The sequence below is a fragment of the Streptomyces cucumeris genome (genome assembly GCF_024295805.1).
In the GTDB taxonomy this organism is placed as follows: domain Bacteria; phylum Actinomycetota; class Actinomycetes; order Streptomycetales; family Streptomycetaceae; genus Streptomyces; species Streptomyces cucumeris.
In genome coordinates this window covers 293,872-306,723 of record NZ_JANCLX010000006.1, presented here as the reverse complement: position 1 = coordinate 306,723, position 12,852 = coordinate 293,872, and the positions used below count along the sequence as shown (strand labels likewise).

Annotated in this window: 14 protein-coding genes; 11 read left to right on the top strand and 3 right to left on the bottom strand. The window is 71.6% G+C overall.

Features of this window, described 5'->3' with window-relative positions:
* Positions 1-20: 20 nt before the first annotated feature.
* From NMK44_RS12235 to NMK44_RS12210, 6 genes are all read left to right on the top strand, one after another.
* Positions 21-440: a hypothetical protein gene (locus NMK44_RS12235; RefSeq protein ID WP_254741601.1), complete on the top strand. Its 420-nt coding sequence runs from the start codon at positions 21-23 to the stop codon at positions 438-440.
* Between the two features lie 38 nt (positions 441-478).
* On the top strand, positions 479-787 hold the full coding sequence (locus NMK44_RS12230) for a hypothetical protein (protein ID WP_254741599.1): 309 nt from the start codon (positions 479-481) through the stop codon (positions 785-787).
* A 61-nt stretch (positions 788-848) separates the two neighbouring features.
* Positions 849-1,715 carry a helix-turn-helix domain-containing protein gene (locus NMK44_RS12225; protein WP_254741597.1) on the top strand — a complete coding sequence of 289 codons (867 nt, stop codon included), beginning with the start codon at positions 849-851 and terminating at the stop codon, positions 1,713-1,715.
* Positions 1,712-2,164 carry a VOC family protein gene (locus NMK44_RS12220; protein WP_254741595.1) on the top strand — a complete coding sequence of 151 codons (453 nt, stop codon included), beginning with the start codon at positions 1,712-1,714 and terminating at the stop codon, positions 2,162-2,164. Before NMK44_RS12225 ends, NMK44_RS12220 begins: the two co-directional genes overlap by 4 nt.
* Positions 2,165-2,310: 146 nt before the next feature.
* The gene (locus NMK44_RS12215; RefSeq protein ID WP_254741592.1) at positions 2,311-2,934 is read left to right on the top strand and encodes a flavin reductase family protein; all 624 of its coding nucleotides are present in this window, start codon (positions 2,311-2,313) and stop codon (positions 2,932-2,934) included.
* 52 nt (positions 2,935-2,986) lie between these two features.
* Positions 2,987-3,622, top strand: a complete 636-nt coding sequence (locus NMK44_RS12210; protein WP_302888122.1) for an HAD family hydrolase — start codon at positions 2,987-2,989, stop codon at positions 3,620-3,622.
* 322 nt (positions 3,623-3,944) lie between these two features.
* Here NMK44_RS12210 and NMK44_RS12205 read toward each other — a convergent pair whose 3' ends face one another.
* Positions 3,945-4,817 carry an undecaprenyl-diphosphate phosphatase gene (locus NMK44_RS12205; RefSeq protein ID WP_254741586.1) on the bottom strand — a complete coding sequence of 291 codons (873 nt, stop codon included), beginning with the start codon at positions 4,815-4,817 and terminating at the stop codon, positions 3,945-3,947.
* Between the two features lie 259 nt (positions 4,818-5,076).
* On the opposite strand from NMK44_RS12205, the gene NMK44_RS12200 reads away from it, so the two are divergent.
* Positions 5,077-6,630, top strand: coding sequence for an MFS transporter (locus NMK44_RS12200; RefSeq protein ID WP_254741583.1), 1,554 nt, complete (start codon positions 5,077-5,079; stop codon positions 6,628-6,630).
* Positions 6,631-6,640: 10 nt separating this feature from the next.
* Here the strand turns inward: NMK44_RS12200 and NMK44_RS12195 are convergent, their stop codons facing one another.
* Positions 6,641-7,447, bottom strand: coding sequence for a TVP38/TMEM64 family protein (locus NMK44_RS12195; protein ID WP_254741580.1), 807 nt, complete (start codon positions 7,445-7,447; stop codon positions 6,641-6,643).
* 203 nt (positions 7,448-7,650) lie between these two features.
* On the opposite strand from NMK44_RS12195, the gene NMK44_RS12190 reads away from it, so the two are divergent.
* From NMK44_RS12190 to NMK44_RS12175, 4 genes are all read left to right on the top strand, one after another.
* Positions 7,651-7,812: a hypothetical protein gene (locus tag NMK44_RS12190; protein WP_254741578.1), complete on the top strand. Its 162-nt coding sequence runs from the start codon at positions 7,651-7,653 to the stop codon at positions 7,810-7,812.
* Between the two features lie 96 nt (positions 7,813-7,908).
* Positions 7,909-9,090 carry an elongation factor Tu gene (gene tuf, locus NMK44_RS12185; RefSeq protein WP_254741575.1) on the top strand — a complete coding sequence of 394 codons (1,182 nt, stop codon included), beginning with the start codon at positions 7,909-7,911 and terminating at the stop codon, positions 9,088-9,090.
* A gap of 168 nt (positions 9,091-9,258) precedes the next feature.
* Positions 9,259-10,104, top strand: coding sequence for a spermidine synthase (locus tag NMK44_RS12180; protein ID WP_254741573.1), 846 nt, complete (start codon positions 9,259-9,261; stop codon positions 10,102-10,104).
* Positions 10,105-10,312: 208 nt separating this feature from the next.
* Complete coding sequence (locus tag NMK44_RS12175) at positions 10,313-11,473, top strand: glycoside hydrolase family 113 protein (protein WP_254741571.1); 1,161 nt, start codon at positions 10,313-10,315, stop codon at positions 11,471-11,473.
* Here NMK44_RS12175 and NMK44_RS12170 read toward each other — a convergent pair.
* Positions 11,452-12,807: an MFS transporter gene (locus tag NMK44_RS12170; protein WP_254741568.1), complete on the bottom strand. Its 1,356-nt coding sequence runs from the start codon at positions 12,805-12,807 to the stop codon at positions 11,452-11,454. The genes NMK44_RS12175 and NMK44_RS12170 overlap by 22 nt on opposite strands.
* Between the last annotated feature and the right edge of the window lie 45 nt (positions 12,808-12,852).

The following is a 12,852-nucleotide window of genomic DNA, read 5'->3' as shown; positions in this document are numbered from 1 at the left end:
CCGTCTGCCATCATGCGCTCATGAGCCATTGGATCATCATTCGATGTGACCTCTGTGGCGCCACTCATTCATCCCACGCGGCCGAGAGCGTCAGCGCGGTACGGGAGGCCATGGCCCTCATGGGCTGGGCGGTAGCGCGACAGGACGGCCGGATGATCGATGTGTGCTCAGCGTGCACCACCCTGCGGAACACACCGGACAACCCCGGTGGGAAACCCCGCTGCTCATGCGAGGGCGGTGAACTCTTCGACGCGCTCGGCCACGACAGGATCGGGCACCGGCTCGCCAACACCCTGCTGCGGGCGGGCGTCGACAACCTCGAACTCCTGTGCAGTTTATCGGCGCGCCAGCTCCTCAGTCTGGAGGGGATCGGCACCGCCGGGGCCCACCACGCGCTCAGCCGGCTGCGTCCCGAACCGGAACGGGACACCACGGGTTGAGCCGTTCGACGACCACGCCCACGGCCGAGAGGTGACCCATGACCGATGTCCCCACCCGCGCGACCACCACCACCTTCTACGCCACCGGCCGGAGCCGGACGCTGTGGGTGCTGGGGGTGGTGTTCTCCGCCGGGTTGCTCGGGCCGGTACTGTTCCTCGCCGCCGCCCGGAAAGGTGTCGTCCGCCCGGCCGTCCCCGCGGTGTACGCGGCCCTGATCTACCCCATCGCGCTGGGCCGCACCTGGCTGCCCAACCCGGGCGACTGGATCCCGTGGGTGCTCGGCGCGGTGGTGCTGACGGCGGCGGCACACGCCGCCCTGCGGGCGGGGGGGGGGCCCGGGGGGTGACCGGTCCCGCCGCCGCGCCGGGACCGGCATCCCCGGCGCGGCGGTGGCCCATACTGGACCCATGAGCACCCGCGAGTTCGTGCGGGCCACTCCCGGACTCGACGGCATGGTCGTGTCCGCGGTCGGTTACCGCTCCGCCGGGGTCACCCCGGCCCTGCACCGCGGACTGCCCTCGCCCTCGCTGACGCTGATCTTCTCCCTCGAGGTACCGGTGATCACCGGCAGCAGCCCCGAGCAGGTGTACGGCGCCGGCGCCGCGCGGACCGACATCGTGGTCGCCGGGCTGCACCAGGCCCCCGCGTACGTGGCTCAGGAGAGCCACGAGGCAGGGGTCCAGCTCGCGCTGCACCCGCTGGCCGCCCGTGCGCTCCTCGGGCTGCCCGCCGCCGAACTCACCTCCCAGCTGGTCGTGTCCGGCACGGACGTCCTCGGCGCGGAGGCCGCCGAGGTGCGCGAGCGGATGTGCGCCCAGGACACCTGGGACGAGCGCTTCGCCACCCTCACCGGCTATCTGCGGCGGCGCGTCGCGTCGGCCCGGCACACCACGGTGCGCCCGGAGGTGGCCGGGGCATGGGCCTGGCTGGCGCGCCACCGCGGCACCGGCACGCTCTCCGGACTCGCGGACCACGTGGCCCTCAGCCCGCGCCGGCTGACCACCCTGTTCCGCGCCGAGACCGGACTCGCCCCCAAACAGGCCGCCCGGCTGATGCGCTTCCAGCGCGCCAGGTCGGCGGTGGCCCGCGCGGCCGCCGGGAACCGCCCGCCGGAGCTGTCCCGTATCGCCGCCGGATGCGGCTACTACGACCACTCCCACCTCGTCCGTGACTTCCGCCAGTACACCGGGCTCAGCCCGAGCGGCTGGCTCGCCGAGGAGTGCCGGAATATCCAAGCCGGGGCGCACGGCGACGGCGAAGAGTGGGAGCCATGAACACCACGCGTACCACGGACAGCACACAGGCCCCCGGGGAGCGGCGGCTCCGCGCCCCCGACGTCTGGCCCACCTTCCAGGCGCACGACGCCCCCGCCTTGATCGACTTCCTGACCGGCACGGTCGGCTTCGAGCGCACGGCCGTGTACCAGGACGGCGACCGGGTCGCCCATGCCCAGCTCGACTGGCCCGAGGGCGGCGGCATCATGCTCGGCTCCTACGACCCGTCCGGGGAGAAGGGCTGCCTCCAGCCCGGGAGCTCCGGCGCGTACATCGTCACCGCCCATGTCGACGCGCTCCACGAGCGGCTGACCGCGGCCGGGGCGAGGATCGTCCGCCCCATCGAGGACCAGCCCTACGGCAGCCGGGAGTTCGCCATCGCGGACCCGGAAGGCAACACCTGGTCCTTCGGCACCTACCCCGGTGAACCCCGCCGCGGCCAGGACTGACGGCCCTGCCGCCAGGTCCCTGCTCGCCGGGCGCCCGCGCCCGTCCGGACACCGGCCGGGCGCGGGTGTGCCGTGGCGGCGGGGTGGGAGAGCGCCGGAGCGGCCCACGGTTGGGGTCCGCGGCACGGGCGCGGATACTGGGCGGCATGCGTATCGACTTTGATCCCGAGGCCATGGACCGGTACCCCTTCTACAAGCTGCTGACCTCGGTCGTCGTGCCCCGGCCGATCGCCTGGGTGTCGACGATGTCGGCCGACGGGACGGCCAACCTGGCCCCGCACTCCTTCTACTCCGTCTCCTGTGTCTCACCGCCGATCGTGCAGTTCACCTCCGTGGGGCGGAAGGACTCGCTGCGCAATGTCGAGGAGACCGGGGAGTTCGTGGTGAACTTCGCCCCCGAGCGGCTCTTTGAGCAGATCAATGCCACGGCGACGGACTTTCCGCACGGGGTGAGCGAATTCGAGAAGGTGGGGATCGAGCAGGAGACGAGCCTGCGGGTGAAGCCGCCGCGGGTGGCCGCCTCGCCGGTGGCGCTCGAGTGCGTGCTGCACAGCACGCTGGGGCTGGGCGACTCCACGGTGGTCTTCGGCCGGGTGGTGCACGCCGCCGTCGACGATGCCGTGCTGAGCGACGGCCACCCCGAGATCGAGCGGCTCAAGCCGCTGGCCCGGCTGGGCAAGAACGAGTGGGGGACCACCGGCGAGGTGCTGGACCGCGCCCGGATCCGTTACGCGGACTGGGAGGCCGGCCGGAGCGAGCCCCGGGGCTGAACGGAGCGCCCCCGGGGCGGGAGGGCGGTCGGCCCGTAGGGTGCTGCCGGTGATGGAGACCTTCGTGTTCGACGTCGGCTCGACCCTCATCCGCGAGGACCGCCACTGGGCCGCGTGGGCCGACTGGTTCGGTGTTCCGCGGCACACCCTCTCCGCCCTGGTGGGCGCCGTGGTCGCGCAGGGGCGCGCGGACACCGACGCGCTCCGGCTGGTGAAGCCGGGGATGGACCTCGCCGCCGAGTGGCGGGCGCGCGAGGCGGCCGGACACGGTGAACGGCTGGACGAGGCGGATCTGTATCCGGACGTCCGGACCGCGCTCGGCCGGCTGCGCGGGACCGGGGCGCGGATCGTCGTCGCCGGGAACCAGACCGTCCGGATGGGCGAGCTGCTGCGGACGCTGGAGCTGCCGGTCGACGCCGTCGGGACATCCGGCGGATGGGGTGTCGCCAAGCCCGAGGCCGGATTCTTCCACCGGGTGCGGGAGCTCGCGGGCAGCGCGCCCGACCGCACCGTCTACGTGGGCGACCATCCGGCGCTCGATATCCGTCCGGCGAAGGCCGCCGGGCTGCGGGCCGCGCATATCCGGCGCGGACCGTGGGGACATCTGTGGTCCGGGACCCCGGACGCCGCCCTCGCGGACTGGCGGATCGACGCCCTGGACGAACTGATCGGCACCGCCGCCGGGTGAAGCGGGCGGGGTGAAGCAGGGTGAAGCCGGGCGGGGGCCGGGGAGTCGACAGAAGGGCGCAGCTCAGGGCAGGGTTTCACGGTGTGTGAGCTATTCACACCCCGTGTGACCAGAGCGCTTGCATATATCTACCGCACACCCTTCCCGGTCCGTACCACGGGGCGATTGACTCTTCCCATGCCGCTCAGGGGGCGCCAGACCTGAGCGAAGGGGCCGCCGGACTCCTCCCTCCTCGGCCGGCGGCCCATCTCCTTCCGTACACGGCTGTCCGCGGCTGTCCGCGGTGCGGATCAGCGCCCGCTCGCGGTGCCGGTCAGGCGTGTCAGCCGGCCGACTCGGCCGCGTGGGCGCTCAGCACGCCGAAGCCGATCAGGGCGAAGAGGACCAGGCCCAGCACGATCCGGTAGATCACGAACGGCATGAAGCTCTTGGTGGAAATGAATTTCATGAACCAGGCGATGACCGCGTATCCGACGACGAAGGCGATCACCGTCGCGAAGATGGTGGGGCCCCAGGAGGTGTGCCCCTCGGACGCGTCCTTGAGCTCGAAGAGCCCGGACGCCAGCACCGCCGGGACGGCGAGGAGGAAGGAGTAGCGGGCGGCGGCCTCACGGGTGTAGCCCATCAGCAGACCGCCGCTGATGGTCGCTCCCGACCGGGAGACGCCCGGGACCAGGGCCATCGCCTGGCAGACACCGAAGATCAGCCCGTCCTTGACCCCGAGCTCCTTGAGCGTCTTGCGCTGCTTGGCGACCCGGTGCTTCCCGCCCGTTTCATCGCGTGCCGCCTGCCGGTCCGCGAAGCCCAGCACCAGACCCATGACCACCAGGGTGGTGGCGATCAGCCGCAGATCACGGAACGGACCCTCGATCTGGTCCTGGAGCGTGAGGCCGAGCACGCCGATGGGTATGGAGCCGACGATCACCAGCCAGCCCATCTGCGCGTCGTGGTCGGACCGCCACTCCTTGCTGAAGAGCGAGCGGAACCAGGCCGAGACGATCCGGACGATGTCCTTGCGGAAGTAGATGAGCACCGCGAGCTCGGTCCCGATCTGGGTGATCGCGGTGAAGGCGGGCCCCGGGTCGTTCCAGCCCGCGAAGGCGGCCGTGAGCCGCAGATGCGCACTGGAGGAAATCGGAAGGAACTCGGTCAGCCCCTGGACAAGTCCAAGAATGAAAGATTCAAACCACGACATCGCGTCTACGCTATCCAAAGGCTGATCATGCGCTGTCCCGGGGCATGGCAGGGCATGACCGGGTCAGGCGGGGGTGGCCGACGGGAGGAAGCCGGGGGTCGACGATCAACCTCCGGGTCCGTGAGGCAGCGTAGCGCCCCCGGGTGACCGCCCACCAAGGGCCCGGTCCGCTCACCCGTTAATCGCATGGATCATGGGGTACCCGGCCGCTCGGCACACCGCGTCCGCGATGCCGAGGACCTGCCGAGGAGCCATGCCTATGACCGCGACCGGGCACGCAGCGTCAGGCGGCGGGAACGGCCGCGCGCAGGCCGGTACGGTCACGACCGAGGTCCCGGCCCGGCTGGACCGGCTGCCCTGGTCCCGCTGGCACTGGATGATCGTCATCGGACTCGGCACGGTGTGGATCCTCGACGGTCTGGAAGTGACCGTCGTCGGCAATATCGCCAGCCGCCTCTCCGAGCCCGGCAGTGGGCTGCCCATCACCGATGCGCAGGTCACCGGTATGGCCGCGGCCCTCTACGTCGCCGGTGCGTGCTGCGGGGCGCTGTTCTTCGGCTGGCTCACCGACCGGTACGGCCGTAAAAGACTGTTCATGATCACGCTGGTGGTCTATCTCGTGGCGACGGCCCTGACCGCCGTCTCCTTCTCCGTCTGGTGGTTCTTCCTCTGCCGTTTCATCACCGGTCTGGGCATCGGCGGCGAGTACGCGGCGATCAACTCCGCGATCGACGAGCTGATCCCCAGCCGCTACCGGGGCCGGGTGGACCTGATCATCAACGGCAGCTTCTGGCTGGGCGCGATGGGCGGCTCACTGCTGTCCGTCCTGATGCTGAACACCAGCATCTTCCCGCAGGACATCGGATGGCGGCTGACCTTCGCCCTCGGAGTGGTCCTGGGGCTGGTGATCCTCCTGGTGCGCCGCCACGTCCCGGAGAGCCCGCGCTGGATGTTCATCCACGGCAGGTCGGAGGGGGCCGAGCAACTGGTCGCGGACGTCGAACGGAGCGTCGAGGACGAGACCGGCCGTCCGCTCCCCGCACCGGCCCGGTCGATCACCATCCGGACCCGCAAGAGCACCGGCTTCATCGACATCGGCCAGACCCTCTTCCGCTCCTACCCCCGGCGTGCCGTGCTGGGCCTGGCCCTCTTCATCGGGCAGGCATTCCTCTACAACGCCATCACCTTCGGCTTCGGCTCGATCCTGGTGAAGTTCTTCTCCGTGTCCAGCGGCACCACCGGCTACTTCTTCGCGGTGATCGCACTGGGCAACTTCCTCGGTCCGCTGCTCCTCGGCAAGCTCTTCGACACGGTGGGACGGCGGCCGATGATCGCGGGCACCTATGTCCTCTCCGGTCTGCTGCTGTACGTCACCGCCTGGTTCTTCGGGCAGGGCTGGCTCACCGCGACGACGATGACCGCGTGCTGGTGCGTGGTGCTGTTCTTCGCCTCGGCCGGCGCCAGCTCCGCCTATCTGACGGTGAGCGAGATCTTCCCCATGGAGACGCGGGCGCTGGCCATCGCCTTCTTCTACGCGATCGGTACGGCGGCCGGAGGGATCACCGGCCCACTGATCTTCGCGGAACTGACCGCGAGCGGTGTGGTCGCCGACACGGTGCTGGCCTTCTGCATCGGGGCGTCGCTGATGGTGGTGGCCGGACTGATCGCCGCGTTCCTGGCGGTACCGGCGGAGCGCCGTTCCCTCGAGGACATCGCCGAGCCGCTGTCCGCCCGTGCCGCGGCGGCGTCCCCGGCGTCCGGCGCGCGACCGGCACCCGGCGCGGGCCCGGCTCCGGAGGCGGGCGCCACCTGACCGTTCCGGCCTAGCGCCGCCCGGGTACGGAGCAGACCTGGGGCACGGAGTTCTCCGGTGCGGCGACATCCGCGGCGGCCACCGGGACTTCGGCGGCGGCGCCCCCGGCAGTCTCCGCGGCGCGCAGTCCACCGCGTTTGCGCCAGGCCACGACCACCCCGGCCAGTGCGGGAACGGCGATGCACGCCATCGCGATGAGGAACACGGGCGAGGTGGGCGTGGTCGCGTGGCTGCCCGCCACGACGTACGCGGCGGTGTTGGGCACACAGCCGACACCGGTCGCCAGCAGGAACGACGGCCAGCCCATCCGGGAGACCGCGGCACAGTAGTTGGCGGCCGCGAACGGTACGCCGGGGAAGAGCCGGATCGCGAGCATCGAACGGAAGCCATGACGGCTCAGGAGCCGGTCGGCCGAGGTCAGCCAGCGGCCCCGGAGCAGCGGGCGCAGGGCGTCCTGGCCCAGCAGCCGGCCCAGACCGAAGGAGATTCCGGCGCCGATCACCGTACCGGCGGCCGCCGCGGCCAGTCCTGCCTGCCAGCCGAAGAGCGCACCCGCCGCCAGGTTCAGCAGCGGCCGCGGCACCAGCGCCGCGGTGCACAGCCCGTACGCGACGGTGAACAGCACGACGGCGGCCGGACCGGACAGCTGAGGCGGCCAGCCGTGGGACAGCAGCCGGTGCGGCTGCCACATCCAGACCGATGTCGCCGAGCCCACCAGCAGTGCGGCGAGCAGCCCCAGCCGCGACCACGGCGACAGCAGCACCGCACGGGCGCGGCGCACGGCCGGTTTCGGGGAGGGGGCGGCGATATCGAGCATCGGTGGAGCGTAACCGACCGGCCGTGATCGCCGCTGTGACGTCGTCCTTTCGTCGCGGGATCGTCGGCCGATCGTCGGGTGACCGTCGGACTTCCGTCATGGGTGAGGACGCCATAACGACCCCTCCCGCACCACGGGTTCGTTCCCGGCACACTGAACCCAGCCGCCCCGAAAACCATTCGACGCGGATCGTACGGTGCGCAATGATCAACGACATGTTCCGGTACGCCTTCCTCCCGCCGGCGTCCGCCTTCGCGGACGCGCCGAAGGCTGCCGCCGTTCCCCGGACCGTGACCACGGCCACCGCCGCGAAGGCCCTTGGCGTCGTCACCGATCCCGCCTGCCTCGACGGCGCCCGAAGCTGACCCTCCTCGGACAACTCCGACGGATCCCGCAAGGGGAGGGTCGGAGGGGCCCTGGGGTCCGCGCTTCCCTTCGCCGTTCCGAGGAGGAACCGCAGCATGTCCAAGCAGACGTACGTGCGCACCAAGCCGCATCTGAACATCGGCACCATGGGCCACGTCGACCACGGCAAGACCACCCTGACCGCCGCCATCACCAAGGTGCTCAGCGAGCGCGGCAGCGGCGGCACCTATGTGCCCTTCGACCGCATCGACCGGGCGCCGGAGGAGGCCGCGCGCGGTATCACGATCAACATCGCCCATGTCGAGTACGAGACCGACACCCGGCACTACGCCCATGTCGACATGCCCGGTCACGCCGACTTCATCAAGAACATGGTGACCGGTGCGGCCCAGCTCGACGGCGCGATCCTCGTGGTCTCCGCGCTCGACGGCGTCATGCCGCAGACCGCCGAGCATGTGCTCCTCGCCCGTCAGGTCGGGGTCGACCACGTCGTGGTCGCCCTCAACAAGGCCGACGCGGGCGACCCCGAGCTCACCGACCTGGTCGAGCTGGAGGTGCGGGACCTGCTGTCGGCGCACGGCTACCCCGGTGAGAGCACGCCCGTCGTACGCGTCTCCGGGCTGCGGGCGCTGGAGGGTGATCCACGCTGGACCGGTGCCATCGAGGCGCTCCTGGACGCCGTGGACTTCTACGTGCCGACGCCGGTGCGCTACACCGACGCCCCGTTCCTGCTCCCGGTGGAGAACGTGCTGACCATCACCGGGCGCGGCACGGTGGTCACGGGAGCCATCGAGCGCGGCACGGTACGCGTCGGCGACCGGGTCGAGGTGCCCGGCGCCGATGTGGCGACCGTCGTCACGGGGGTCGAGACCTTCGGCAAACCGATGGAGATCGCCGAGGCGGGCGACAACGTCGCCCTGCTGTTGCGCGGTGTGCCGCGTGACGCGGTGCGCCGTGGCCATGTGCTCGCCGAGCCCGGCAGCGTGGTGCCCCGGCGGCACTTCACCGCGCGGGTCCACGTCCTGTCCGCGGACGAGGGCGGGCGGCGCACACCGGTCTCCACCGGCTACCGGCCGCAGTTCCACCTCCGTACGGCGGATGTGGTCGGTGCCGTCGACCTCGGGCTCACGGGGGTGGCGCGCCCCGGGGACACCGTCACCATGGCGGTCGAGCTGGGCCGCGCGCTGCCGCTGGAGCCGGGGCTCGGTTTCGCGATCCGGGAGGGAGGCCGCACGGTGGGTGCGGGAACGGTGACCACCGTTTCCGACCGGCTGTGACACCTCGCTGAACGATCTGTCCGCGTCCCATGCGCCTTATGGGGCGCGGACAGATCAACGCTGGGCAGAGCCGGACAGGAAGGAAAGAGAACGGTCAGGAAAGAGCGAGGGAGCCGTCGTGCCCCGGGCCGGGCCGCGGCAGGGCGTCCGGCCCGGCAGAATGAGAGCGTGGACGAGCCCATACCCGTGACCCGCGCCGTGGACGGCGGCACCGCCAAGCTGATGCCGGACCTCGACCGGCCGCACTCCTGGCTGCTCACGGTGGACGACGCCCCGCAGTCGTACGTCGACCTGAACGACCCCAACCACCTCGAGTTCGAGTACGCGCAACGGCTCGCGCACGTCCTCGACGAGACCGGTGGGCCCGGCACCCCGCTCGACGTCCTGCACCTCGGCGGCGGGGCGCTCACCCTGCCGCGGTACGTGGCCGCGACCCGGCCCGGATCGCGTCAAGAGGTGATCGAAGCCGACCGCGGGTTGCTGGAACTCGTCGGCGAACATCTGCCGCTGCCGCCCGGCTCGGGGATCACGGTACGCCGCGCGGACGCGCGGAAGGCCCTGGAAGCCGCGCCCGAAGCGTCCGCCGACATCGTCATCGCCGATGTCTTCGGCGGCTCCCGGGTACCCGCCCATCTCACCTCGGTGGAGTACGCGCGCGCCGCCGAGCGGGTGCTGCGGCCGCACGGCCGCTACGCCGCCAATCTCGCCGACGGGGCACCCTTCACGTTCCTCCGCTCCCAGCTCGCCTCGCTGCGGGCGGTCTTCGCGCATCTGTGTCTGATCGCCGAGCCGGCGGTGCTGCGCGGCCGACGGTTCGGCAACGCCGTGCTGGTGGCCTCGCACAGCGAGCTGCCCGTCGCCGCGCTGGCCCGCCGCGCCGCGGCCGACGCCTTCCCGGCCCGCGTCGAGCACGGCGAGGCGCTGGAGCGCTTCATGGGTGGGGCGGCGCCGGTGGCGGACGCCGACGCGGTGCCCTCGCCCGAACCGCCCGGAGGTGCGTTCAGCGTGGGCTGAAGTGCCGTTCGGCCGAGGCGACATGACCGAAGTCGCTGTCCGACGCTACTCATGTCGCTTTCCGCGCGGACGGGTTCCTCCTTCGGTCGCCGGGGCGCAGACCTTCGGCCGACGACAGCGCGTACCACCGCTTGCCAGAGTGGAGTCGTACCGCGGCACCGAGGACGCCGTGGCGGACGGACGATACGCAGGGCACAGCGGGGGAGACATGGCGCACAGCAGGGGGATCAGCCGGGCCGGATTTCTGGCCAGGGCGGGGGCGGTCGGTGTTGCGGGGGCGATGGGACCGTTGCTGACAGCGGGCCCGGCGGGGGCCGGAGGGGTGCCCAAGGAGACCGGGACGCTGCACACACCGGGCGGTCGGCGGGGGCTGACCCACCGCGGGGTGTCCTACGAGGTCATCGACGGAGAGACACCGTTCACCGGCTGGGACGCCACCCGGATGCGACGGGACATCCGAGTGATCAAGGACGAGCTGCACGCGAGCTCGGTCTCGGTCTTCGGCACCGGTGTCGAGCGGCTGGCGGCCACCTCGTCGGAGGCGGCCGAGCGCGGGCTGCACGTATGGCTCCAGCCACGGCTGGCCAATGTTCCTCGGGCGGAGATCCTCGAGCACCTGGCCGAAACGGGGCGCCATGCCGAGCAGATGCGGCGTCAGGGGGCCGAGGTCCACCTCAGCGTCGGCGCCGAGTTCATGCTCTTCGTGCCCGGCATCGTGCCCGGTGCCGACGCGGTGGAGCGCATCAGGAACCTGACGAGCGGGAACTACGACCCGCGGACGCTGGTGCGGGAGCTGCGCTCGTTCACCGCGCAGGCCGCGAAGGTCGGCAGATCCGTCTTCCGGGGCCGGATGACCTACGGCGCGGCACAGGACGAGGAAGTGGACTGGAGCCTCTTCGACCTGGTCGGCGTCAATTATTACGCGTCCCGCCCCCGCCGGGCCGACCATGTCCGTGAGCTGGCGCCGTACCAGCGGTGGGGCAAGCCGGTGGTCATCTCCGAGTTCGGCACCTGCACCTACCGGGGAGCCCCGGAGCGGGGCGGGATGGGCTGGGACACCGTCGACTACGACAAGGAGCCTCCCGAGATCATCGGCGACCTGGTCCGCAGTGAGCGTACCCAGGCCGCCTATCTCACCGATCTGGTCGATGTGTTCGAGTCAATGGGCCTCTACGCGGCCCTGGTGTATCAGTTCGTCACCCCTGACGCCCCGCACCGGCACCAGCCGCGCTACGACCTCGACATGGCCGGCTACAGCCTGGTGAAGGCGATCTGGAAGACGCCCGAGGAGCCCACGGCCCACTGGCACTGGGAGCCGAAGGAGGCGTTCCACGCACTGGCACGGCACTACGGCAGGGCGCGGTGCTGACCCTCGTCCGTCGTCGGGTCGGGGAGGATGGACTCCACACGGAGCGGTCTCTCGGCGGCGGGCATCCCCTCCGCGACCGGCCCCTTGACGACGGGTTCCGATTCCCGCCGCCGCAGTCGGCGGACGTCCGGCACGGTCAGCACGGCCAGGGTCAGCAGCAGGATCAGCGCCGAACAGCCCCACAGCGAGGCCGTCCGGCCGAAGGCGCCCTCGGCCGGGCCCGCGAGGGACATGGCCACGGGGAGGAAGGCGATCGAGCCGAACATGTCGTAGGCCGCGACCCGCGACAGCTTGTTCTCCGGAATCTCCTGGTGCAGCGCGGTCATCCAGGACACTCCGAACACCTCGATGGCGGTCCCGCTGAGGAACATCACCACGGCCAGCAGCGGCACCGGGAGCGGGACGGCGAGCGCGGCCGACGGCATGGTCAGGGGCAGGACGCACAGCGTGCCCGCGAGCAGCATTCTCTGCGGCCGCCAGCGCGTCATCAGCACTCCGCCGAGGACGGTTCCGGCGCCGAACGCGGCCAGGGCCAAGCCCCACGGCCGGGCCCCGCCCAGATGCTCCTCGGCGACCAGCGGACCGTAGACCGCCTCGGCCGCGCCCACCACGGCGTTGACCACGGAGAACTGCAGCACGATGCTCCACAGCCAGGGCCGGGTGGCGAACTCCCGCCATCCATCGCGCAGATCGGCCAGCATCCCGCCGCCCGGCTCGCGCGGGGCCACCTCACTGACGTCGAGAAAAGCGCGCAGGGAGCCCGCGACGGCGAAGGCGACGGCGTCCACGGCCAGCATCCACCCGGGGCCCACGACCGCGATGAGCGCGCCGCCGAGTGCGGCGCCGCCGATCTGCGAGCCGTTCACCCCGATCCGGAAGAACGCGAAGGCGCGGCCCGCCTGTTCGCTGGTGACGGTGGACAGCAGCATGCCCTCGGCGGCGGGGGAGAAGAAGGCGTGTCCGGTGCCGCCGATCGCGGAGAGCAGGGCCATCTGCCACAGCTGTGCCTCACCGGAGAGCACCAGGGCCGCGAAGGCCGCCTGCGACAGGCAGTTCACGGCGTTGGCCGCGACCATCACCCGATGCCGCGGCAGCCGGTCCGCCAGGGCTCCGCCGATCAGCAGGAACACCACGAGCGGCACGGTGCGGGCCGCGGCCACCAGACCGACGTCACCGCTGTCCCCGCCCGCGTCGAGCACCGCGAACGCCGCGGCGATGAGGGCCCCGGCGTTTCCGAGGCCCGTCGCCACGGCGGCGGCGGTCAGCAGTGTGTAGTTGCGTCCGGCCCACGAGGGGCGGCGGGGTCGGGAGCGCGGGGCCCGGGGAGTGGTCACCAGCGGACTATCCCCGGGAGCGGGGCCCGGCGTCCAACCGGAATC

Coding starts and splice junctions, on each gene's coding strand:
- NMK44_RS12215 (WP_254741592.1), top strand. CDS start 2,311: ATGCGTATCGACTTTGATCCCGAGGCCATGGACCGGTACCCCTTCTAC.
- NMK44_RS12175 (WP_254741571.1), top strand. CDS start 10,313: ATGGCGCACAGCAGGGGGATCAGCCGGGCCGGATTTCTGGCCAGGGCG.
- NMK44_RS12190 (WP_254741578.1), top strand. CDS start 7,651: ATGATCAACGACATGTTCCGGTACGCCTTCCTCCCGCCGGCGTCCGCC.
- NMK44_RS12200 (WP_254741583.1), top strand. CDS start 5,077: ATGACCGCGACCGGGCACGCAGCGTCAGGCGGCGGGAACGGCCGCGCG.
- NMK44_RS12220 (WP_254741595.1), top strand. CDS start 1,712: ATGAACACCACGCGTACCACGGACAGCACACAGGCCCCCGGGGAGCGG.
- NMK44_RS12205 (WP_254741586.1), bottom strand. CDS start 4,817: ATGTCGTGGTTTGAATCTTTCATTCTTGGACTTGTCCAGGGGCTGACC.
- NMK44_RS12225 (WP_254741597.1), top strand. CDS start 849: ATGAGCACCCGCGAGTTCGTGCGGGCCACTCCCGGACTCGACGGCATG.
- NMK44_RS12230 (WP_254741599.1), top strand. CDS start 479: ATGACCGATGTCCCCACCCGCGCGACCACCACCACCTTCTACGCCACC.
- NMK44_RS12210 (WP_302888122.1), top strand. CDS start 2,987: ATGGAGACCTTCGTGTTCGACGTCGGCTCGACCCTCATCCGCGAGGAC.
- tuf (WP_254741575.1), top strand. CDS start 7,909: ATGTCCAAGCAGACGTACGTGCGCACCAAGCCGCATCTGAACATCGGC.
- NMK44_RS12235 (WP_254741601.1), top strand. CDS start 21: ATGAGCCATTGGATCATCATTCGATGTGACCTCTGTGGCGCCACTCAT.
- NMK44_RS12195 (WP_254741580.1), bottom strand. CDS start 7,447: ATGCTCGATATCGCCGCCCCCTCCCCGAAACCGGCCGTGCGCCGCGCC.